Below are 21,746 nucleotides of genomic sequence, written 5' to 3'. Positions count from 1 at the left end.
GCTCGGGCCCGACTGTATAGTGCTGCGCTTCCCGGCGCAGCATGTTTTTGTAGTGCAGGGTTTGACAATACGCAGATTCGCGTTGAATGACCAGTTTGTTCGTCGCGTGCGTATGGAAATTCGTACAAAATGCGTCGCCAATGACACACTCCACCCTCGATCCTCTCATTAAGCGAACTCGACATTAAAGGCGGATGCGGACCGCCGCGCGCGCAAGCGCGGCCAGCCCGGCGCCCGGCACGCTGCTGCCGGGCGCCGGCCGCGATGCGGCAGGGGGCAACTGCCGCTTACACGCGCCGGCTCAGGCGAACCTCAATAGCGCCACTGCACCGTCAGTTCCGCATGGCGCCGCGCGCCCAGCAGATACTGGCTGCCGCCGTACGAGGTGCTGGCGTACAGCTTGTCGGCCAGGTTGCGCAGGTTCAGTTGCACCAGCACGTGGCGGCTGGCCTGCCAGCCGAGGCTCGCATCGAGCACCGTGTAGGCCGGCAGCGCTTGGGTGTTGGCGTTGTCGATGAAGCGCGCGCCGACGTAGCGCGCGCCGCCGCCGGCGCGCCAGTCGTTGCTGCGGTAGCCGAGCCAGAGATTGGCCGAGGACTTGGGCGCGTCCGCCGGACGGTTGCCGGCGCGCGAGACGTTGCCGCTTTCGACCAGTTGGTCGAACTGCGCGTCGGTATAGACCGCGTTCGCTTCGAGGCGCCAGGCTGGCGCCAAGGCCACGCTGGCGCTCACCTCCACCCCGCGCGACGATTGCGCGCCGCCCTGGATCGACAGCGCCGGGTTGGCCGGATCGCGCGTGATGATGTCGTCCTTGCGGATGCGGTACAGCGCGGCCGTCCACTCGGCCTTGCCGCCGGCCAGCGATTGCTTGACGCCCGTTTCCAGCTGGCGCGAGCGGGTCAGCTTGTAGCGGCTGTTGGCCAGGTTCAGCGACAACAGGCTGGTCACCGGATCGCTGCCGCTGCTGACCTGGCCGTACAGCGACGTATCCGGCGCCAGCTTCCAGGTCAGGCCGAGGCGCGCGGCGGTCGATTGCAAGGTGGCGTCGAAGCCGGCCGCCCCCTGCAGGCTGGTGCGCTCGACCTGGTAGCGGTCGTGGCGCAGGCCCGCCAGCAACAGCATGGTCTCGCTGAATCGATAAGCGTCTTCGGCATACAGCGCATGCGTGACGGTATCGGTCGTGAAGTTCGGGCGCAAGGGATCGGGACTGTCGAACACACCCGGCGCAAAACCGGTCGGCGCCACGCTCGATGCGCCGCCGTAGGGGGCGTTATTGGTGTGGGTGAAATTGATGGTGGCCGCTTCCCACCCGGCCACCAGGCGGTTGGCGCCGGCGTCCCAGCGCGCCTCGAGCCGGTTGCCGGCCTGCTCCTGGTCGTGCGCGATGGCGATGTAGTCGCTGCGCTCGACCAGCTTCGCCTGGGCGTCGTAGGAATAACTCTCCACATTGCGCCAGTGGCGGCGCGCCTTCATGTAAACGAGTTCGTTGCTGACGCTCAGGAACGGCGTAACGCGCCACGTCAGGCGGGCCAGCGCCTTGTCATCATCAAGGCCGATATCGGCGTCGCCGACGTTGTAGTTCTGCCTGCGCAGCGCGCGCGCCAGGGCGCCGTTGACCAGCGGGGTGCCGAAGTAGCGCTGCGGCTTCTGCTCCAGATGATCGAGCTGGAGCTCGAGGTCCAGCGTGGGCGCCAGCGCATACGCCACGCTGGCCAGCACTTTGCCGTGGCGCGCATCGCCGCGTTCGATCAAGCCGTCGCTGCGGTCGGCGTAGGCGTCGATCCGGAACGCCCCGCCCTGCCCCAGCGCGCCGCTGGCGCCCACGCCGGCGCGCAGTGCGCGCCCGGCCCCGATGCCGGCCATCGCCTCGAACGCGGCGGCGCGCGTGGGCGCCTTGCGCACGGCGTTGATGGTGGCGCCGGTGGTGCCGCTGCCATGGATCACCGATCCCGGGCCGCGCAGCACTTCGATGTACTCGTAGCCCCACGGATCGGCGGGATAGCTTGCCGTGCCCGAGCCGACCTGCGGGCGCTGGCCGTTTTCCAGGATGGCGATGGCGCTGTTGCCGCTAAAACCCCGCGCCGAATAGGCGATGCCATTGCCGGGCGAGCTGATGTCGGTCAGGCCGGTGGTGCGGGTGACGGCGTCCTTGAGCTGCACGTCGCCGCGCGCTTCGATGCTGGCCGCACCGAGCGACTCTACGCTCGCCGGCAAGTCCTGCGCCGCCAGCCCGATCCGGCTGGCGGCGCCGATCTCGCGCTTGAGGCCCAGGCCGTCGTCCGACGCCGCCTGGATGGTTACCACGGGCATCAGCGCCGGCGGCTGGGCCCGGGCGGCCGGGGCGCACAGCAGTGCGATGGCGGCGACGATGGGGCGGATGGGGGTGGAACAAGCGTGGCTGGAAAGCATCATGGAAGCGTCTGACGTAGTAAATGGCCGGATCGGCCGATGGTTACGTTCGCAAAAGCATGCGCCGCCGCCATGGCGCGCGCCGCTCGCGCAGGGCGAACGGAAACACGTACAACGGCGGCGTGCGCTTGCATTGGCAAAACAGAAAAAGGACGACAAATAACAGGCAACCCCTCACCCCGGGCGTTGCGCGTGCATCGTGACTGGCCGGTCTTCTGGCTCGCCGTCATCCTTCCCTGGTCTTGCCTTCCCATGCACTGCACAGTGGCGTTCGATCAAAGTCGTCAGGCTTACAGCAGCGGGGGCTGCGCCGGACTGGCGCGAGATGAAAATCTCGTGCGTCACCGGCTTCCCGTTTCACCCTCCAGCCGACAAGCGGGAGGGCACCATTCACATTGGGCGCATTTTAGTGCGCAAAATCGTTTTTGTCACATCTTTCCTGCGCCAGCCAGCGGGATGGCGTGGGGATTCACCGCCCGCTGCCCGTACTGCGCATTTACAACAAATCTACCGATTTTCAATGTTTTCTGTACAAGACGAATGGTTAATTAGCACGCTTGTGCATATTTGCAATACATTGAAATGCCCGCGTTCAGGTTGGCCGGCATGGCATGCCTGGCGGACGGGTCCAACTAAAAAGGAGACGCTTCATGAGCATTCGCTTTCGTCGTTCTTTGCACACCTTGTTACCCTTCCTTGCACTACTCGCCCCGGCTTCCGAGGCGGCCGCCAGCACCCTGAACCAGAACGCGTCGTGGACCATCGACCGGGCCGGCACCAGCACCAAGTACCGCTCCGTAGCCTATGGCGACTCGATCTATGCCGGCTTTAACGGCTCCGTCACGAGCGCGGCCAAATACGCGGCGCCGACGGTCAACGCGGAGTACCTCTCGGGCCAGTGGGGCGCCGACGTCGAAAGCGTGCGCCGCACCAAGTCCGGCGCGGTGGCCGAGGACGTGTACAACAACAAGATCGTGGCCGAGCGCTCGTATATGCAAGCGAGTAACACGCGCGTGGTCACCTTCGAAATGTGCGGCAACGACGGCTTGCAAGCGCGTTCGGCCTTCAAGAGCCAGACCGGCACCTGCAACTACAGCGGGCTCGCCGCCGCCGAAACCAGCTGCAAGAAGTATGTGACGGCCGCGATGGACTACATCAACGCCAACGCCTACGCCGGGGTCAAGCTGAAGGTCGTCTCCAACCTGCACTATCCGGGCTACGCGGTGGACAATGTGCAGAGCACCTGCAAGGATGCGGGCACCGGCGCCACCGTCAAAATGCAAGACAAGTTCCTGCCCGCGCTGGCGCGGATGAACTTCATGATGTGCGACGTGGCGCGCCAGAAGGGCTTTCAGTGCGCGGACAATTTTGCCCAGTACATGGGGGCCGATTACGACAGCAACGGCGACGGCCGCATCGACGCCGAGGGCTTGCGCTATGTGAGCGGCGAGAGCGAAGCGAGTTACGTCAACCGCCTGACCACGGCGCTGCGCTCGACCATCCGCGACGCCAACACGCACTTCGTGTCGTCGGGCAGCAGCTACGACTACATCCAGTCGGACGACACCCACCCGACCTACAACGGCAGCACCTTCAGTTCCGGCCTGTTCGGCAGCACCACCGGCAGCGGCGCGCCGCGTTACACGAGCTTCAGCGGCGGCAAGAATCCGATCTGGAACCAGTACGGCCATGAGCGCATCGGCTGGGCGGTGTCGACCTACAATCCGGCCACGCCATAAGCACAGGGCGCCGATCCGTGGACACGCCTCCGCGTTCCGGGCCGGCGCCGTCTGGCAGCGCGCAATCCGCTGCCAGCCGCGCCTGGCGGCCCTCCCGGGGCCGCGCCGTCATCGTCGTGCTGCTGGCCGTTGCCTGCGGCGCCGCGCTGTTCTATTTGTGGAAGCCGACCCGCAGCGGGGCCGGCGCCGCCGCGCCGATGGCGGCAGCGCCGCCGCCGCCGACGCACCCGCCGGCTGCGGGCAGCGCACGCGCGCCAGCGCCTGTGCCGGGGCCGGGGCCGGCCGCGCCGGCGCGCCCGCCCGAAGGTGACGCCGACCCCACGCGCGACCTGTCGAGCTACGTCGCACGCGGGGAAAATCCCAGCATGGCGCAAGTCATCGAACGCCTGCACGAGCGCGGCATCCATTCCGGCCTGGGCGCCTTTTCGCCACCGGGCACCAGTCCGCCGCTGGTCGGCCTGGCGGTGCCCGAGGATTTCGTTTTGCCGAAGGGTTATGTGCGCCATCACCAGGCCACCGATGACGGCCAGCGCATCGAAGCGGTGCTGATGTTCGCACCCGATTTTCAGCTGGTCGACGCCAGCAACAAGCCCATCGAGATGCCCAGGAACCTGGTCGTCCCGCCGGAACTGGCGCCGCCCGGCTTGCCGATCCGGCGCATCGTCATTCCCCCGGCACGCTCGGAGCGCTGACCATCATGACCTTATTGAATAACGCGACAGTGCGCACTGTCGGGGGCATCCTCGCCAGCGGCGCCATGGTGGCGCTGTATGCGCGCGGCGGCGCCGCCTGGGCGCTCGGGTTCGTACTGCTGGCGCCCTGGCTGCGCACCCTGGACGCCAGCCCCACCCTGGCGGCGGCCTTGCTGCGCGCCTGGCTCATGTCGCTGGCCTACACGGCGGCGGCCTTCGCCTGGTTCGGCTCCGCGCTCGGGATCTATGCGCAGTTCGGCGCGGCCACCGGCGTGGCGCTGCTGCTGCTCGCCGCTCCGCTGTTCCAGCCGCAATTCATCGTCTTCGCCCTGGTGCGCCACATCACGCTGCGCCGGCATGGCGCCGTGCTGGGCGCGCTGGCCGGCGCGGCGGCCTGGGTGGCGACCCAGGCCGCCGCGCCCGGCTTGCTGGGCGACACGCTCGGCCACGGGCTGTATCCATCGCGCCTGCTGCGCCAGGGCGCCGACGTGGGCGGCACCGCCGGCCTGACCGTTCTGCTGTTGCTGGCCAACGAAGGCGTGGCGGCGGCGCTGGCGCGCCGTGCCGATGGCTGGCGCGTCGCCGCCCGCCCGCTCGCGGCCGCCGCGCTGGCGCCGCTGCTGCTGGCCGGCTACGGCCTGGTGGCGCTGTCGGCCAGCCCCGCTCCCGCCGGCAAGCCGCTGCGGGTGGGATTGATCCAGTCGAACATCGTCGCCTACGACCGCCAGCGCCAGGAAAAGGGAACCCACGCGGTGGTGCGCGAGATTCTCGATACGCATTTCGCGATGAGCTACGACGCCGTGGTGCGCCAGCGCGCCGATGCGGTGCTGTGGCCGGAAACGGCCTACCCCACCACCTTCGGCCATCCGAAGAGCGAGGCGGGGGCCGACTTCGACCGCGAGATCCTGGCCATCGTCAACGCCGCCGGCGTGCCGTTCGTGTTCGGCACCTACGATCGCGACAGCGCCGGCGAATACAACGCCGCCGCGTTCGTGCAGCCGGGCGCCGGCCTGACGGGCTTTTACCGCAAGACGCACCTGTTTCCACTGACCGAGTACGTGCCGGCCTGGCTGGACGGGCCGCGCTTGCGGCGCGCCCTGCCCTGGACCGGCGACTGGCGGCCCGGCAACGGCGCACGCGTGTTTCCATTGCGCCTGGCGGACGGGCGCGAGATTGCGGTGCTTCCCCTGATCTGCCTCGACGATGTCGATCCCGCCCTGGCCATCGACGGCGCGCGCCTGGGTGCGCAAGCCATTCTCACGATGTCGAACGATTCCTGGTTCAGCGCCAGCCCGCTGGGGGCGGAAATGCACCAGGTGGCGGCGGCGTTTCGCAGCATCGAAACGCGCCTGCCGCAGTTCCGCGCCACCACCAACGGTTACAGCGCGGTGATCGACGCGAGCGGCGGCGTGCTGGCCGGCACGCGCATGGGCGAACGCACCCTGGTCATCGCCGATGTACCGGTGCGCGTCCCGCCGCGCACCTTGATGGTGATCTGGGGCGACTGGGTGGGGCTGGCCGCCGGCGCCTTTTTGGCGTTGCTGGCGGCGTGCTCGGTCTTGCCGTCGTGGCGCCCGCGCGCCGCGCACGCGCCGGCGGCGGTGGGCGTCATGCCGGGGCCGGTCGATGTGGCCGTGCTGTCGCCCGCCGCGCGCATGGCGGCGGGCCTGTTGCGCGCGTTCGCGCGTGGCGGCCTGCTCTGGATGTGCGTGGCGCTGCTGCTTGACGAGGCCTTGCGCACCAATACGCTGGCGCAAATGCGCATGTTTTCCGCGTTCTTCCTGGCGCCGGAAGCGGCCGCGTGGTGCGTGCTGTTCCTGTTTTCCGCAAAGCTGTCGCTCGCCGATGGCAAGCTGGTCCTGGCACGCGACGCACGCCGCCTCGAAATCGCGCTGGCCGACATCGCCACGGTGCGGTGCTGGCGCCTGCCGCTGCCCTGCCCGGGGATCTCGGTGCGGCTCGCCGGCGGGCAGCGTTACGCGCTGGCGCTGACCGATCCGGGCGCGCTGGCCGCGCACCTGGCTGGCGCCGGCGGCCCGGCCGTCCAGCAGCGCACGCATTCGCTCGCGGTGATGCAGGCCTACGCGCAAGCGGCGCTGGCGATGCGGCGCTCGCGGCTCGATCATCCGGTCGCCAAGTTCGTGCTGCTGCCGCTGGCGCTGGCGATTCCGGCCTTCCACCTGCACCAGCAGATTTCGTACGGCGGCCCGTTCGGGGAATACTACAGCTTTGGACTGAAGGCTTACCTGACCGCCTTTGCGCTGTGGTGGGCGGCCTGGGCGATCGGCGTGGTGCTGAGCGGCGCGCTGCTGCGCTCGGCAATTGAAAGCGCAACCCTGCTGGCGGCATGGCTGCGGCCCGCGCGCGCGGTCGATATCCGCCAGCGGCTCGAACGCGGCGGCCACCTTGCGCTGTTTCTCGGGCTGCCGGCGTGGCTGCTGCTGACCATCTTCCGCGCTTAGGAAACCGGCTTGAACATCGTTTATCCGGGTTCTCCTGGATGGAGTCGTGGGTTAGCAGGGGAGTCCGGCATCAGGCGGACGCTAAAATCGGCGGGCTGGAATGCGGCGGGCCACGTCCGCTCCAGCATGAGGTCGGCAGCCAGGGAGCCGAGCGTGTCGGAACAGGCGGCGCTGGAACCATTGCCAGCCGTTGCGATAAACAGGCCATTGCCCAGGGCATCGATATATGGCTTGCCGTGATCGCTGTACGTGACCAGGCAGCGCTTGACCTGAACCGCGCTCACGTCAAGGCCGGGAATCAATGCGCACAGGGCCTGCACCATATCCTGTCGTGGATGCCGGCATCCATGCTTCATCCAATGCTGCATCTGGTCCAAGGTTTGTAAAATCACGTCTTCATCGGTATTGGCGCCAAGTTTGATGTAGATATTCCCATCGGGATACACCAGCGGCGGGGTGAGATAGACATCGGAGATCCGTGGCGCATCGATCTGGTAAGCGATTGCCGGCATGCCGCTCAAGCGTTGCGCATCGGCGCCGGAGACCTTGACGAGTATGGTGGTTTCCGACTTGACCCGGATGGCTATTTGCCGCCGGAAGAAACCGAAGCAATTGGAATACGCTCCTGCGCAGATCAAGATGTTCTTCGCTGTGAATTGCCGCCCCTGGTCGGTCGTCAATGTCCAGTGCGCCGAGGTCTTTTCAGCGGCGACGACCGTTTCGCGGATGACGCTGGCCCCCTGCCGCATGGCAATGGACAGCTGGCTCCGGATCAGGGCGCGAGGGTCGATGATGCCGGCCGGCGCCATCTCCAGCAGCGCCCCGTGGCCGGCTGGCAGGGCGACGGATGGGCACAGCGCCGCCATGTCCGGGCGCGCGGGCCAGACGTGTTCAACCGCCATCGCGTGCGCCAGTGCCGCGATGGCCCGCACGTCCGCGGCAGGCGCGATATAGAGCATCCCTGCGGGACGGTAGAAATGCGTGGCGCTGGCCGCTTCCAGGGCGCCAAAGCGCGACATCGATTGCCGGGTGAGCTCTCCCCACAGCCGGTCGCGGCTCAGTTGTGTGCAGATGCGGCCCTGATCGTAGTGGCTGGAGAACACACCGTCGTGCGCCTCCGCGTCCACCGGTTCATCGGGGCCGATGGCGGCAACGCGCTGCGAACCGCAGCTCAGATAGCGCAAGGCGGCGGCGCCGATCATGCCCTTGCCCACCACGAGATGCTCGAACGTCTCTGTCATGCGGTCTCCCTAGCGCAGGCGTGATGCGATGTAGGGCGCATCGAGATGGAAACCGGCGCCGCTGCCGGAGGCCCGCGTGCGCAACCAATGAAAGCCCAACCAGAAGAAGCCGTCGACCGGGGTATCGCAAGCCTGGGGCAAGCCATGCGTGTCCAAGGCCCGAACCACATCGTCAATCAATAACCAGCTCAAATCGGCGCGCCAGCCGGTCGCCCAGATAACGGTGTGGATGCCTGCTTGCCGCAGATTCAACTCTGTTGGCGGCGGCAATGCCGACAATGGCTGATGCGGCCGCCATTCGGGTTCCGCGACGGGCGCGGCAAAGCCCAGGCGCACGACGTCATCTTGCCGCGCAATCCAATCCTCGATGTGGCCGATCAGCTCATCGTAGCCTTGTTGGGCAAAGAGAATATGCTCATCGAGATTATTGTCGAACAGGGCCAGCTCACCGTCGGCCGACATGCCGCGCAGCGTGCCCAGCAGCGTCACGCCCATGCGCGCAAGGCAATGGTGGGAAATCGCATGGTCGCTCCCGACGATGGGGAGGCGCTCCAGGCGCTCGCCGGGATCGGTGAGCTCCTCCTTGGGCGTCGCGAGCAAGCCGGTTCTCTCCAGCCAGAACATGATGTCCTCGCCGCGATGGCTGCGCGGCGTTCCCTTCACCATGGAGGTTGCCAGATACACGCGCCTGCCGGCCTGCGCCAGCTCCTCGCTGAGCTGCACCCCTGTCTGCCCTCCACCGACGACCAGGACCGAACCGGCCCGCACCGTGGAAGGATTGGTATAGGTTCCGACCCGATACTGCTCGATCTGCGGGCCGATCCGCGCGGCGCAGGCGGGGATCCTGGGAAGTTGATAGGTCCCGGGCGCCGCGATCACATTCCTGGCAAGATAGACGTGCGACCCCGCCTCCCTCTCGACGTGCACCCGGAACCCCCCATCGGGCGCCTGTTCGACGGCGACCACCTTGCTCTTCTCATGAATCGGGAAAGCACGTTGTGCGATACAGTCGTCCCACAGGCCCAGGATAGTGCGCAAGGCCAGGCCGCGCTGGCGGTCCGGAAGGCCGTCGCGCTGGCCCATCAGGCGCGAAAAGGCCAACGGCGAATTGATCTTGAAGCTGTCCCAGCGCGCGGAACGCCATTGCTCCAGCGCTTGCGCCTGTTCCAGGACGACGTGCTCACGCCCCGCGCGTTGCAGGACATAGCTCATGCACAGGCCGGCCTGGCCCGCGCCGATCACGACAGTATCGATATGATGCATCGCCTTCTTCAAATCCCATCCTCCCGGCAGCGTTGATTTCCCGACTAAACGATCAGCATGGAGTCGCCGAACATGTCGAATTCATAGCCGCCGACGCTCAACAGTTCATCGTAGCCGCGCATGAGCAGTTCCTGGCCTGCGAATGCGGCGGTGAGCACGATGTGGCTGGAACGCGGCCGGTGCAGATTGGTCAGCAGGGCGTCGACGATCTTGAAGTGATAGCCGGGGTAGATGTACAGACCGGTCCAGCCCGATTGAGGCATGATCACCTGATTGGACGGGCCGCTCGCCGCCAGCGATTCGAGTGTCCGCACGACGGTTGTCCCAACGGCAAAGATGCGCCGCCCCTCGGCCAGGGCGCGGCTGATTTTGGCGGCCGACTCGCCCTGGACCTCGAAAAACTCTTCCCTGACCCGGTGGTCCTCGACATGTTCCGCGTCGATGTGGCGCACGGCCAGCACCTCGGTGCTGCCGACGTGCAAGGTGACGTAGGCGAACTCCACTCCCTTGGCGGCAATCCGGTCGAGTAAGCCGGTGGAGAAATGCAGGCCTGCGGAAGGTATCTCCAGTGAGCCCGGCGATTTAGCGTACACCGATCGATAGGCGGCGGGATTTTCCTGCCAGTGGCCGGGGTTGAGCGGCACTGTCTCGTCGGAGCGCGTACCGTGGCCTTCAAGCGTGCGAATGAGCCGCGCGGTCGGTTCGAACTTCGCCTTCCAGATATGATCCGGATAAGGCGCCAGCAAGATGCAGCTGAGTTGTTCGTCATCGACCGATCGCAATTCCAAGCCGGCTTTTGCCAACTCCCGTGGGCGAACCTCGACCATGCAGCTGTGATCTGATTCGTGGCCATAGACGATGACGGTGGCCGCCTGGCCGCCGCAGGTGAATTGCAGGGTGTTCGACAACATATAGCTGTCATTCAATACCAGCAAGTCCCCGGCCCGGAAATAGTCATAGATGTCGGAAAATATCCTGTGCTCGATGGCGTTCTTGCCGCGATCGAGCACGATCATTCTGCCGTCCGTTCTCTCCCTGCCCCGCAATTCGACAGGATCCGTCGGCATGGTGTGGGATCCCATCTCGAAATCAAACGACGTGGTCTTCATGATTTTTCTTGTCTCCCTTGACGCGCGTTGCTCTGGAGTTATCAAGCCGGCTTCAAGCTCAATAAGCTGTAGATTGGCGGGTTCCCATCTCATGAAATACCGTCCAGTCTTCACTGGACGGCATTAGCCCCCGGCGGACGCTTGATTTACATAGTCTCTATCTATTGTGGCTGGATAAGCGAACGGAATCCGATCTCGCCCTCGCCGCTATACGTCATGGTGCCATTGAAGGAGTTGCCGCCGTCGCCGGAAGTGATATTGAGCGCCGAAACGTTCTGACCCCCGCGGGAGCCGATCAGCCACACGCCACCCGCAGTCCAAGGCGCTGAAGCGCCGCCCCATTGGTTCTCCACCACATAGTTATTGCCAGCCACTGCGGTGGCGCGGAAGCCGATCGGCCCTTCGCCGACATAGGTCATGCTGCCGGTGAACGTCTGCCCGTTGTCGGCCGAGCTGATCTGGACCGCTGCCACGCCCTGGTCGCGCGAGCCAATGACCCATACGCCGCCCTGGTGCCACGCAGCGGATGGCCCGCCCCATTGATTTTCGACGGCGAACACGCCGCCGTCCGCCAGTTCACTCTTGAATGCGATCGCGCCCTCGCCGCTGTAGGTCATGCTGCCTGCAAGTGTATTGCCGCCATCGCTGGACTCGGCGTTGACAGCCACCACGCTCTGGCCGACGCGGCAGCCGATGACCCACGTGCCCCCCGGTTGCCACGGAGCGGCATCGCCACCCCATTGGTTTTCGACCACGTAGGTATTATTTTGGGTCAATGTCGCCTTAAAACCGATCGATCCCTCGCCGGCGTACTTCACGCTGCCGGTGAAGGTTTTGCCGCTGTCGGCCGAGTTGATGTTCAACGCCACGACATTTTGGCCGCTACGGGAGCCGACCACCCACATGCCGCCTTCGTTCCACGCGGCACCCTGGCCACCCCATTGATTTTGGACATGGTGAAGATTATTGACCAACTTGCTGGTTTTTGACATGACTGCCTCCAGAATATCTGAAAAGCACGAAATCTACCCATTGAATGACTAAGGGCTGATGGCCAGCCTGCGCATGGATATGCGTGCTCAATGCAGCGGAACGGCGCTGCCCCGTTGATAAAATATTCTTGATTAATGAAAAACACGATTGCACGCGCTATTCAGCGCTGTTTTCCATTGGAATGTCGCTAGAACCGATTTTCTTGAATTGCTTTTCCAGCGGAGGAACCGGGCGGACAGGGAATAGATGAGTATTCCTGTCGGTTCTGTCGCATTAGCGACCGTCTTGAGGGGCGTAGTGCCATTTGGGGAAAATTTCGCCTTCCGATCACCAACGCGACAGAATCGCGCAAGGTGCTGACTTTGACCATGGGCTGCATATTGTCTCTCCCTCAGGCTGGCATCGGGTGCGGCGGCAAGAGCGGCGCGGCTTACACGTCCGCACCAGTTTCCGCTACTGGCAATTATAGAGTCGTGTCAATATTGCAAATGTAAATTTCTTTTTACATAGGCATGTTGTAATAATTTCGCGACATTTCGTGGTCATCAGCGGTTTTAGCGAACGTTTTTCTCAGCTGAGTGTTGCACAAGCCGCCACCGCAGCCTCGACTTTTCGACGCCGGCCTTTTTCAATTTCAATCGGGATGTCGAGGGGCGATGGCATCCCTACCCAATTGAAACGCACCCAAAATGAAGCGGCTTAAAGGTTGGAGGTTCGCGGCGTGTGATCGATTCCCGGCAGACCGGGCGTGACCCGGTCGACGGCTGCGTCCGCAATACTTCCAGCAGGAATAGATGCCTCGGGCGGCAAAATCGACCAACGAGGGGGAATTCCTGGCGTCCGCGATGGATGCGCTTGCGCGCTGCCGGCTGCTTGCACCCATCCCGCTTCTGCTAGACTTGGGGCCTCTCCAATTGCCGGGCTCGCACCAATCCTCCGAGCCCCATAACGCAAGCGCAACTGATGACACCAGACAGTTTAAGCCCTCCCGGCGGCGCGCCTGACGCCGGCCTGCCGCTCGACGCCGGGCAGATCGATATCTGGCTGGTCTTCTACCAGCATATCGCCGACCCTGCCCTGCTGGCGGCCTTGCTGGCGCCGCTGAACGAGCAGGAGCGCGCGCAGCAGCTGCGCTTTCACTTCGCGGACGACCGCCTGCGCTACCTCGCCACGCGCGCCCTGGTGCGCACCGTGCTCTCGCGCTACGCCCCGCTGGCGCCGGCCGACTGGATCTTCACGCCAAATGCCTACGGCCGCCCCGCCATCGCCAACGCGCACGCGCAGGCGCGCACGCTCAGCTTCAACCTCTCGCACACGCGCGGCCTGATTGCCATGGCCGTCACGCGCGAGCGGGTGCTGGGGGTCGATGTCGAGAACCTGACCACGCGCCAGGTCTCGGACGGCATTGCCGAGCATTTTTTCTCGCCGGTGGAAGTGGCGGAACTGGCCACGGTGCCGCCCGAACGCCGCCACGACCGTTTCTTCGAGTACTGGACCTTCAAGGAAGCGTACATCAAGGCGCGCGGCATGGGCCTGTCGATTCCGCTCGACCGCTTCAGCTTCCACTTTCCCGACGAGCGCCAGGTGCGCCTGTCCATCGAAGCCGACCTGGGCGACGATGCCGAACGCTGGCGTTTCTGGCAATTCCGGCCGGCGCCCGGCTACCTGCTCGCCCTGTGCGCGGAACGCCTCGATGGCGACCTGCCGCGGCTGAACGTGCGCAGCGCCATTCCCACCGTGGCCGACACGCCTTTCGCGTGGACGCTGCTCAAAGCCGGCCCGCGTTCTTGAGCGCCCATCGCAGCGCGCTGGCGATGGCCCATAGCGCCGCGCTCCTGTTCGGCCTGACCGGCGTCTTCGGCGCGCTGATCCGCGCCGACGCCACCGTCATCACGTTCGGACGGGCGGCGTTCGCGCTGGCCGCGCTGGCCCTGTTCGCGCTGGCCCGACAGCGCCCGCTGCTGCGCGGCCTGGACCGTTACAAGTTGTGCATGCTGGTCGTCAGCGGCCTGCTGCTGGCCGCTCATTGGGTGAGCTTTTTCGTCGCCGTGAAAGTCGGCGGCGTGGCGATGGCCACCCTGGGTTTCGCCAGCTTTCCGGCATTCATCGCGCTGCTCGACATGCTGGTGTTCCGCGAGCGCATCGGCAGCGCCGAAGCAATCCTGCTGACCCTGGTCACCCTGGGGCTGGTACTGGTCACGCCCTCGTTCGACGCGGGCGAGGCCGGCACCGCTGGCCTGTTGTGGGGCGTGCTGTCGGGCTTGATGTTCGCGCTGCTGGCGGTGGCCAACCGGCGAGCCGCGCGCGGGATGGACGCGCTCGGGCTCGCGTTCTGGCAAAACCTCGTGGTCGCGCTGGCCGTGGCGCCCTTCGCGGCCGCCAGCCTGGGCGCGCCGACCCGGCTGGACTGGTTTTACCTGGGGTTACTGGGGGTATTTTGCACGGGCCTGGCGCACTACCTGTTCGTCAAGAGCCTGGAACGCTTGCATGCCCGTAGCGCGGGCATGATCATCGCGCTCGAACCGGTGTACGCGATCGCCTGCGCCTGGTGGCTGTTCGCGCAACAGCCGTCAGCGCGCATGCTGGCCGGCGCGGCGCTGATCGTCAGCGCCATCGTGCTGTCGGCGCGCGCCAGAGCGCCAAACGCCGTCCGTGACGCTTAGCGCGCCAACGCCAGCACGCCCCGCCCCGCCACCGGGGGCGCCGCGGTCGAGCTGAGCTTGAACGCTTGCGCCACCTGGGCCAGCGCGGCCGCGTCTTCCTGCATGGACTGGGCGGCGGCGGCGGCCTGCTCGACCAGCGCGGCATTTTGCTGGGTCACCTGGTCCATCTCGATGATGGCCTGGTTGATCTGCTCGATCCCGGCGGTCTGCTCCTGGCTGGCCGACACGATGTCTTTCATGATGTCGGTCACTTTCTGCACGCTGGACACCACATTGTTCATGGTGGTGCCGGCCTGGTCGACCAGGCGGGTGCCGGCTTCGACCATGTCGACCGAATCTTCGATCAGGGTCTTGATTTCCTTGGCCGCCGCCGCCGAGCGCTGCGCCAGGTTGCGCACCTCGGAGGCCACCACCGCGAAACCGCGCCCCTGTTCGCCGGCGCGCGCCGCTTCGACCGCCGCGTTCAGGGCCAGGATGTTGGTCTGGAAGGCAATCCCGTCGATGACGCTGATGATGTCGACGATGCGGCGCGAGGACGTGTTGATCGAACGCATGGTCGAGACCACTTCCGACACCACGGCGCCGCCTTTTTCCGCCACCTCGGAGGCGCTCAGCGCCAGCTGGTTGGCCTGGCGCGCGTTGTCGCCGTTGCGCCTGACGGTGTCGGTCAATTCCATGATCGAGGCGCTGGTCTCTTCAATCGAACTGGCCTGCTGTTCGGTGCGGCCGGACAGGTCCATATTGCCCCTGGCGATCTCGAGCGAGGCGGTGACGATCCGGTCCGAGCCCTCGCGCACCTTGCCGATGGTTTTTTCCAGGCTGGCGTCCATGTCGCGCAGGGCCGCCAGCAACTGGCCGGTTTCATCGGTGGAGGTCACTTCGATATGTTCGCTCAGGTCGCCCGTGGCGACCCGGTTGGCCACTTCGACCGCGCGCCGCAAAGGTTTCTTGATGGAATCGATCACGATGTACGACAGAAACGCACCGAGCACCAGGCCCAGGCCCAGGGTCGCCAGCATCAAGGTGCGTGTGGTCGCGCTCGACTTGTCGGCGGCCGCAAAGGCGGCCTGTGCTTCACCTTTTTGCCGCACCATGCGGGTCAGCAGGGCTGAACGGGCCGCTTCGAACTTCTTTTCGGAGTCGACCTTGAGCTGGGCGCTGGCCGCCTCGTAGTCGCCGCTCTTGGCCAGGGTGATGACCTTGTCACCGGCGGCGGCATACTGCTCCCAGGCCGTTTCGAAGACGCCGGCCTGGGCTTTCGCGTCGCTCGACTGCAGCGAGCGCTTGTAGCTGTTCAGGCTCGCCTTCAACTTGGCGTTGACGCTCGCCACCTCGCGGTAGGACAGTTCGGCCGCCTCCGAATTTTCCGCCCCCATGCCGCCGATCACCAGCGTGCGCGAGCGATACATATCGCCCAGCACCTCGCCCAGGCTGACCAGGGGCACGGTGCTGTCTTCATAAATGGTGCGCATGCTCTCGTTGCTGGCGGATAATCCGCGCAGGGCGACCAGGCCCACCACGGCCAGCGCGGTGAGCAAGGTGCCGGTCAGGATCATCAGGCGGGTGCTGATATTGACGTTATATAACATGGGCGGGGGCTCGGCAAGGTTGGGGGAATTACTTCACTTTGAGGTAGTCGGCCAGCTTCTTGGCCGCGCCCGTGGGCGCGCCGATGGTGACCAGCCCGAGCGGACGCGACATGGCAGGCGCGCCGATGGTCTTGCTGTCGCCCGCCCCGGCCTTGACATGCACGTCGGCCGCCGGCCCGAAGCCGCCCGGCGTGCGCGAGACCCAGGTGATCACTTCGCGCGGCGACTGCGCTTCCAGCGCCCCCTTGACGTATTCGGCGCCGTCCATGATGGTTTTCTGGAACACCAGGCTCGGGATCATGCCCGCCTTGGTCACCACCACCTTGACCGGCAGGTCGGCGCCGCCGACTTCTTTCCAGTTGGTGATTTTGCCGGTTGCCATATCCTTGAGCTGGGCCTTGCTCAGCGCCGTGACGCCATTCGATTTGTGCACGATGACGACCAGCTCGTCCGTTCCGATTTGCGTGAACACCAGGTTGTCCGGAATCTTGATCTCCTTGCTGGCGGCCTTGGCGGCCTTCTTGCCCGCCTCGATCGAGTCGGCCAGGGTGTCGCCGACCGCCGCCACGCTGACCTTGCCGTCGACCAGGGCGACCATGCCGTTGCCGGTGCCCACGCCGTTGACCTTGATCTCGACGCCGGTGGCCTTGAGGATTTCCGCCGCGCGCGGCTCGAGCACATCTTTCTGCGGGGTGGTGCCACCGGAAATTTCCAGCACCTCCCCGGCGCCGGCGCCGCCGGCCAGGCTGGCGATCATGAGGGAGAGCAGTACGAAGGCAGGCGCTTTCATTGTGTATCCTTTATGTGGGTCGATCACATGGAACGGCAAGGTCAGCTGGAATAGTTTCCATGCACCAACTGAAAAACCAGTGTACGGCGGCTTGGGGAAACACACAAGAAAATGCGAACTGGGTGCGTGCGAAATGTGTCTTGCTGTTGGAAACATGCGATACGCGCGCCTGTCGCCTTGCTCGGACGCATGTAAGCGGGCACTACCCTAGTGGGGGGTCCGCCCACGAAAGGCGGGCGCGGGTGCCGCCGCCGGCGGCGCTGTCGATCGCCACGTCGATGCCGACGCGCGCGCCGAGCCGGCGTGCGATCGACAGGCCCAGCCCCACACCAGCGCTGGCCTCGCCTTTGGCGCCCGCCTCGAACAGGCGCTCGCGCAGGGCGGGCGCAATGCCGGGCCCGCTATCGGCCACCACCAGGCTGGCGCCGTCCATGTAAATCCGGATCTCGCCCTGGCGGGTATGGCCGAAGGCGTTGCTGACCAGGTTCGAGAGCAGGATCGCCAGCGCCGCGCGGTGGCTCTCGACGACCGTGCCGGGCGCCACCTCGACGCTGACCTCGACCGCCTTGCCGTCGAGCAGATGGGCAAACTGCACGACCGCGCTTTCGACCAGCGGCAGCAAGGCCACCGGCTCGGCCACCGAGGCCCCGAGTTCCTCGCGCGCCAGCGACAGCAAGGTCGCCACCGTCTGCGCCATGTGCGCCGCCGCGCCGCGCACGCGTTGCAACTGGTCGGCCGCCTGCGCCGGCATCGGCTGCTGCGCCAGCAACTGCGCCGCGCCTTCGATCACCGCCAGCGGCGTGCGCAATTCGTGGCTGGCGTCGCGCGTAAACTGCTGCTCGCGCTCGATGAAGGCGGCGATGCGCGCCATCGCCTCGTCCAGCTTGCGCGCCAGCGCGCCGATTTCGTTATCCGGAAAATCCTGCGCGAAGCGCTGCGGCAGCCGGCCCGGCTGCGCGGCGGCGACCAGCGACGCCAGGCGTGTCAAGGGTGCCGTGGCGCGCCGCGCCAGCCAGTAGCCGACCGCCAGCGTCACGACCAGGATGGCGAGGGTCGACACGCCCAGGAAGCCGAGAAGGAACGGCAGGCGCGGGCGCACCACCAGGTCGCGGCTCACTTCGGCCACCAGGTAGGCCGGGTCGGCGCCGAGGTCGACCTTGCGTACATGATAATGCCGGCCCTGCTCGCCGAAAAATTCGCCGCTGCGGGCCGGCCCCGCCAGTTGGCGCGCCAGGTCGGCCGGGAACGTGTCCGGGCGGCGGTGCACGCTGACGTTTTCGCGCAGCGGCGCGGCCAGCTTGCCCGACGCTTGCCAGCGGCGCTGCTGATGCGCGGCCTCCTGGCGCAGCAGATTGTCGAAAAAGCTATCCTCGACCGAATACACGAACAGCACGCTGAACACGCTGAAACACGCGGCCGTGGCCAGCGCGAACAGCGCGAACGCCAGCATCATCCTGCTGCGCAGCGAATGCCCGCGCTTCACGCCAGCGCGTCGAGCTTGAACCCGACCCCATGCACGGTCAGCAACATGGCGCTGCCGAAAGGTTTGTCGAGGCTTTGGCGCAGCTGGTAGAGATGCGTGCGCAGGGCGTCGGAGTCGGGCGGCGCGTCGCGCCATAATGTCCGGGTCAGTTCCGAGCGGGTCAGCACGCGCGGATGCGCCTCGGCCAGCGCCAGCAAGATCTGGTAGCCGACCGGATTGACCTTGAGCGAGCGCCCTTCCCGGCTCACCGCCTGCGCCTGGCGGTCGATGCGCAAGCTGCCGATGGCCAGCGTGTGCTCCTGGTGCAGGGTATGCCTGCGCGCCAGCACGTTGCAGCGCGCCAGCAGTTCTTCCAGCGCGAACGGCTTGACCAGGTAATCGTCGGCGCCGCTATCGAAGCCGCTGAGCTTGTCGTGCAGGGCGTCGCGCGCGGTCAGCATCAGCACCGGCATGCGGCGCGTCAGGCGGGAGCGCAGGCGCCTGCATACTTCCAGGCCGTCGATGCCGGGCAAGCCGAGGTCGAGGATCATCAGGTCGTAGTGATTCTCCAGCGCCAGCTGCAAGCCCAGTTCGCCGTTGTGGGCGAAATCGGCGCTGTGGCCGTGCAGCGCCAGCCCGTCCGCCAGGTTTTGCGCGAGCATCGCATGGTCTTCGACGACGAGAATATGCAGGGGCATGCGGGTCCTTATCCCTTGGCGAGGCGTTGCAGGTTGACGGCATCGGCCGCGCGCCACTGCATGGCGGCGACCACCGAATGCATCAGCACCAGCATCTTATCAAAGCGCGGCAGCGCGGCCTGTTCGGCGCTGGCCGCGTCCAGGCCGGCGCGGTGGTAGGTGGCCAGCAGGCGCACGCTGATCTCCTCGGCGCTGCGTTCGCGCGCCACCGGGCGATGCCCCAGCGCGGCGACCATCGCTTCGGCCACCGACCAGGTGGACCAGGCGTTCTGCCCCGTGACCAGGCGGCCGTCGACGATGGTGTTGTCGAGGTACTTGGGGCCGGCCACGAAGCGCGCCCCTTCGGCCGTGGCGCGCTCTTCGAGCAGGAAGCCAAAGCGCGTGCGCGCATCCTTCACCAGGAACAGTTCTTCCTCGTTGGTGAAAGCGGTCATGCGGCGCCCCGCCAGCAGCGCCTTGCCGTCGGCCCGCTTAACGCCCAACAATGCCGCCGGCCCGTGGCAGACCGCGCCGACCACGCCGCGCGTGGCGACCTCGTTGACGATGCGGGCCACGTCCGGATTGTCGGGCAAGTCGTGCATCGCGCCCTTGCCGCCGACGAAGTACACGGCCGCATAGCGGCGCGCATCGACGTCCGCCAGCGCCATCGAATTGACCACTTTGGCCTGTGCGGCAGGGTCGTTGAGAAAGGCGTAGTCGGTCTCGCCCATGTCGTCGGGGTCGATCCTTTCGGGCGGCTTGCCGCCTTGGGGCGAGGCGATATCGACTTCGTAGCCATTGACCTGGAACACGTAGTAGGCGCGCGCCAGTTCGGTCAGCTCGTAGCCGGCCCGCTTCATGGCGGGGCCGCCGCGCTCGGCGCTGCTGACCACGGCCAGGATGCGCCCGCGTTTCTGCGCCACCGCCTGCTTCAGGTAGGCCAGGTCGGCCACGCTGGCCTGCGGATTGGCTTTGGGCAGCTCGTCCAGCGCCAGGCTGCGGTAGTAAACATAGCCGGCAGCGGCGAGTAACACCAGGGTGGCGGCCAGCCATGCCCCGCCGCGTAACATTGTCTTGATCATTGGCGCCTCCGTTATCGAATGGCTTGCACGATAGCGCGCGCCATGTGAATCGGATGTGAACGGCTTGCCCGGTACGCATGCGGCGACCAGCTGAGACCGAGCCAGCGCCTGCGCCGCCAGTAGCCCGGGCGCCCCGACCGCATGGGCGCCGCTGCCGGCCGTCACCACGGCGTGAAACAACCATTGGGAGGCAGTCATCGGATTGAAGCACGTCGGTGGGTTAGATTCCCGTATGAATGCCGTTTGTTTGGACCCTCAGCACCGTTTTGCTCATCTCACAATTGTAGCAAGCCAATAGGGTCGGGCACCTCTACTGACTGGTTTTCAATCACGAATAGCGGAAACCCTAGGTTTCGCTCGCCCAATGACGTCAATCGCATCGATCTAAATTCCGGCGATGTGTACAGCTGTGACCCAATTTTTGTTAAAGCTAGAATAAGCGCTTGCATGGCATCGGCCCCTTCTCCGTAACGAACTCTGTTGTTATGCAATCCCAGGAATTGAAAGTGGCAACGAAAAACGTCAGATCCCGCAACAGGTCGCGGTTTGCCAATTTTAACAATAATGGACGTGACGCTCCCGTCTTCCAGGGTCAGGCTTAACTCGCGCTCCGCGATTACTTCCAACATTTCATTTTTCAAAGCAAACTCCTTAGTTATTTTTTGCAGGCTGAGCGATAAAGGCGATCACGACATTCGGCAGCGTCGCGTGCAGCTTTTGCATAACAAGCATACAGAGCGGGACCTCGCAATTTACTGCAGGCCTGCTCGTCCCTCTTTTCTTGTTTATCACACTCGTCGTCGTCTGGGTGCGGCTGATTTCTACCTTGTGCTTTAGCGAGAACGTTTGCTGCTACGACTGAAGCAGTTTTTTTGCGAGCCCGTTCTTTAGACCTCTCGCTCATTTCCGGATCGTCTGGGTGGGTCCAGTCATAAATGCTGGTACCAAAGGGCTGGCCGGCAAAATGCTCCCACGCAGAATTAAAGCCGAGGCCAATACCAACACCTACAGCACCAGCTGCCGCAACGCCGGCACCTGCCGCTGTGGTTGTAGTCCCAGCCGCTGAGCCGACCCACGTCACAACGCTTGGTGGGGGCACTAGCAGACCCGATGGGTCGGCGTATGAGACCGGATTTCCGAGAGCGTAACCGTACGTATTGATTCCACCAGCAAGCCCAATCGGGTCGGACTGCACATACCGTCCAGTCTGCGGATCGAAGTCTCGATAATGGTTGCAATATAGATTGGTCTCTTTTTCGTAATATTTTCTAGGAAAGCGCAATTTGTAGGCCAAGTTTCCTACGTAGCTATCCATTCTTGATCAAGATGGCGAATTCAGAATTTTACATTCAGTTCGCCATTTGCCTTGCGCAGCGTTCTCGAACATTTTCGGCGACATCATATATGCGATTAAGAACATGTGACCACCTACACAACACACGGGCTCGCAATTTTTTTGCACCTTGCCTTGGTATTAGATCAACCACCGCAATCTTAAACTCACTGTTTTTTTGCAAAGCATAATTCTCGCGGCCAATCTACTTTGCCGTTACGCTTTACGAACAAGTTCACTTC

Annotated in this window: 18 protein-coding genes and 1 riboswitch; of the genes, 6 read left to right on the top strand and 12 right to left on the bottom strand. The window is 65.1% G+C overall.

Translation table 11 applies throughout. From position 1 onward, the window contains the following. Window positions 1-312 precede the first annotated feature (312 nt). Window positions 313-2,412, bottom strand: coding sequence for a TonB-dependent receptor (locus F0185_RS07455; RefSeq protein ID WP_167223050.1), 2,100 nt, complete (start codon window positions 2,410-2,412; stop codon window positions 313-315). Here F0185_RS07455 and F0185_RS07450 point away from each other — a divergent pair. From F0185_RS07450 to lnt, 4 genes are all read left to right on the top strand, one after another. Beyond that, window positions 2,411-2,572 carry a hypothetical protein gene (locus F0185_RS07450; protein WP_167223048.1) on the top strand — a complete coding sequence of 54 codons (162 nt, stop codon included), beginning with the start codon at window positions 2,411-2,413 and terminating at the stop codon, window positions 2,570-2,572. The genes F0185_RS07455 and F0185_RS07450 overlap by 2 nt on opposite strands. Before the next feature lie 25 nt (window positions 2,573-2,597). After that, window positions 2,598-2,815: riboswitch (cobalamin riboswitch) on the bottom strand. A gap of 244 nt (window positions 2,816-3,059) precedes the next feature. Further along, entirely contained in the window at window positions 3,060-4,148 is a 1,089-nt protein-coding gene (locus tag F0185_RS07445; RefSeq protein WP_167223046.1) for an SGNH/GDSL hydrolase family protein, read from the top strand. Between the two features lie 17 nt (window positions 4,149-4,165). After that, window positions 4,166-4,840: a hypothetical protein gene (locus tag F0185_RS07440; RefSeq protein ID WP_167223044.1), complete on the top strand. Its 675-nt coding sequence runs from the start codon at window positions 4,166-4,168 to the stop codon at window positions 4,838-4,840. A 5-nt stretch (window positions 4,841-4,845) separates the two neighbouring features. Then, the gene (gene lnt, locus F0185_RS07435; RefSeq protein WP_167223042.1) at window positions 4,846-7,302 is read left to right on the top strand and encodes an apolipoprotein N-acyltransferase; all 2,457 of its coding nucleotides are present in this window, start codon (window positions 4,846-4,848) and stop codon (window positions 7,300-7,302) included. A 20-nt stretch (window positions 7,303-7,322) separates the two neighbouring features. Here the strand turns inward: lnt and F0185_RS07430 are convergent, their stop codons facing one another. From F0185_RS07430 to F0185_RS07415, 4 genes are all read right to left on the bottom strand, one after another. Next, window positions 7,323-8,543, bottom strand: a complete 1,221-nt coding sequence (locus F0185_RS07430; RefSeq protein WP_167223040.1) for an NAD(P)/FAD-dependent oxidoreductase — start codon at window positions 8,541-8,543, stop codon at window positions 7,323-7,325. Between the two features lie 9 nt (window positions 8,544-8,552). Further along, window positions 8,553-9,818 carry a flavin-containing monooxygenase gene (locus tag F0185_RS07425; protein WP_229476812.1) on the bottom strand — a complete coding sequence of 422 codons (1,266 nt, stop codon included), beginning with the start codon at window positions 9,816-9,818 and terminating at the stop codon, window positions 8,553-8,555. A 32-nt stretch (window positions 9,819-9,850) separates the two neighbouring features. Next, complete coding sequence (locus F0185_RS07420) at window positions 9,851-10,915, bottom strand: S-adenosylmethionine:tRNA ribosyltransferase-isomerase (RefSeq protein WP_167223038.1); 1,065 nt, start codon at window positions 10,913-10,915, stop codon at window positions 9,851-9,853. Window positions 10,916-11,076: 161 nt separating this feature from the next. Further along, window positions 11,077-11,907, bottom strand: coding sequence for a lectin OAA family protein (locus F0185_RS07415; RefSeq protein WP_167223036.1), 831 nt, complete (start codon window positions 11,905-11,907; stop codon window positions 11,077-11,079). 964 nt (window positions 11,908-12,871) lie between these two features. Between F0185_RS07415 and F0185_RS07410 the strand changes: the two genes are divergently transcribed. Together F0185_RS07410 and F0185_RS07405 are read left to right on the top strand one after the other, a co-directional pair. After that, complete coding sequence (locus tag F0185_RS07410) at window positions 12,872-13,699, top strand: 4'-phosphopantetheinyl transferase family protein (protein ID WP_167223035.1); 828 nt, start codon at window positions 12,872-12,874, stop codon at window positions 13,697-13,699. Window positions 13,700-13,722: 23 nt separating this feature from the next. Beyond that, complete coding sequence (locus F0185_RS07405; RefSeq protein WP_167223419.1) at window positions 13,723-14,571, top strand: DMT family transporter; 849 nt, start codon at window positions 13,723-13,725, stop codon at window positions 14,569-14,571. Here the strand turns inward: F0185_RS07405 and F0185_RS35305 are convergent. From F0185_RS35305 to F0185_RS07370, 7 genes are all read right to left on the bottom strand, one after another. Then, window positions 14,568-16,160, bottom strand: coding sequence for a methyl-accepting chemotaxis protein (locus tag F0185_RS35305; protein WP_167223033.1), 1,593 nt, complete (start codon window positions 16,158-16,160; stop codon window positions 14,568-14,570). The genes F0185_RS07405 and F0185_RS35305 overlap by 4 nt on opposite strands. A 28-nt stretch (window positions 16,161-16,188) precedes the next feature. Continuing rightward, window positions 16,189-16,950 (bottom strand): substrate-binding domain-containing protein, encoded by a 762-nt coding sequence (locus F0185_RS07395; protein WP_167223031.1) that lies wholly within the window; start codon window positions 16,948-16,950, stop codon window positions 16,189-16,191. Window positions 16,951-17,152: 202 nt separating this feature from the next. Continuing rightward, entirely contained in the window at window positions 17,153-18,433 is a 1,281-nt protein-coding gene (locus tag F0185_RS07390; RefSeq protein ID WP_167223029.1) for a sensor histidine kinase, read from the bottom strand. Beyond that, window positions 18,430-19,110: a response regulator transcription factor gene (locus F0185_RS07385; RefSeq protein WP_167223027.1), complete on the bottom strand. Its 681-nt coding sequence runs from the start codon at window positions 19,108-19,110 to the stop codon at window positions 18,430-18,432. The genes F0185_RS07390 and F0185_RS07385 overlap by 4 nt, the downstream gene beginning before the upstream one ends. An 8-nt stretch (window positions 19,111-19,118) precedes the next feature. Then, complete coding sequence (locus F0185_RS07380; RefSeq protein ID WP_167223025.1) at window positions 19,119-20,171, bottom strand: type 1 glutamine amidotransferase domain-containing protein; 1,053 nt, start codon at window positions 20,169-20,171, stop codon at window positions 19,119-19,121. 275 nt (window positions 20,172-20,446) lie between these two features. Next, a complete protein-coding gene (locus F0185_RS07375; protein WP_167223023.1) occupies window positions 20,447-20,812 on the bottom strand; it encodes a DUF6968 family protein in 366 nt (121 codons plus the stop codon). A gap of 14 nt (window positions 20,813-20,826) precedes the next feature. Next, window positions 20,827-21,486, bottom strand: a complete 660-nt coding sequence (locus F0185_RS07370) for an RHS repeat-associated core domain-containing protein (protein ID WP_167223021.1) — start codon at window positions 21,484-21,486, stop codon at window positions 20,827-20,829. Window positions 21,487-21,746: the final 260 nt, after the last annotated feature.

This window comes from Massilia rubra, assembly GCF_011682065.1.
Classification (GTDB): domain Bacteria; phylum Pseudomonadota; class Gammaproteobacteria; order Burkholderiales; family Burkholderiaceae_D; genus Telluria_A; species Telluria_A rubra.
This window is presented reverse-complemented; position numbering and strand designations above follow the sequence as displayed.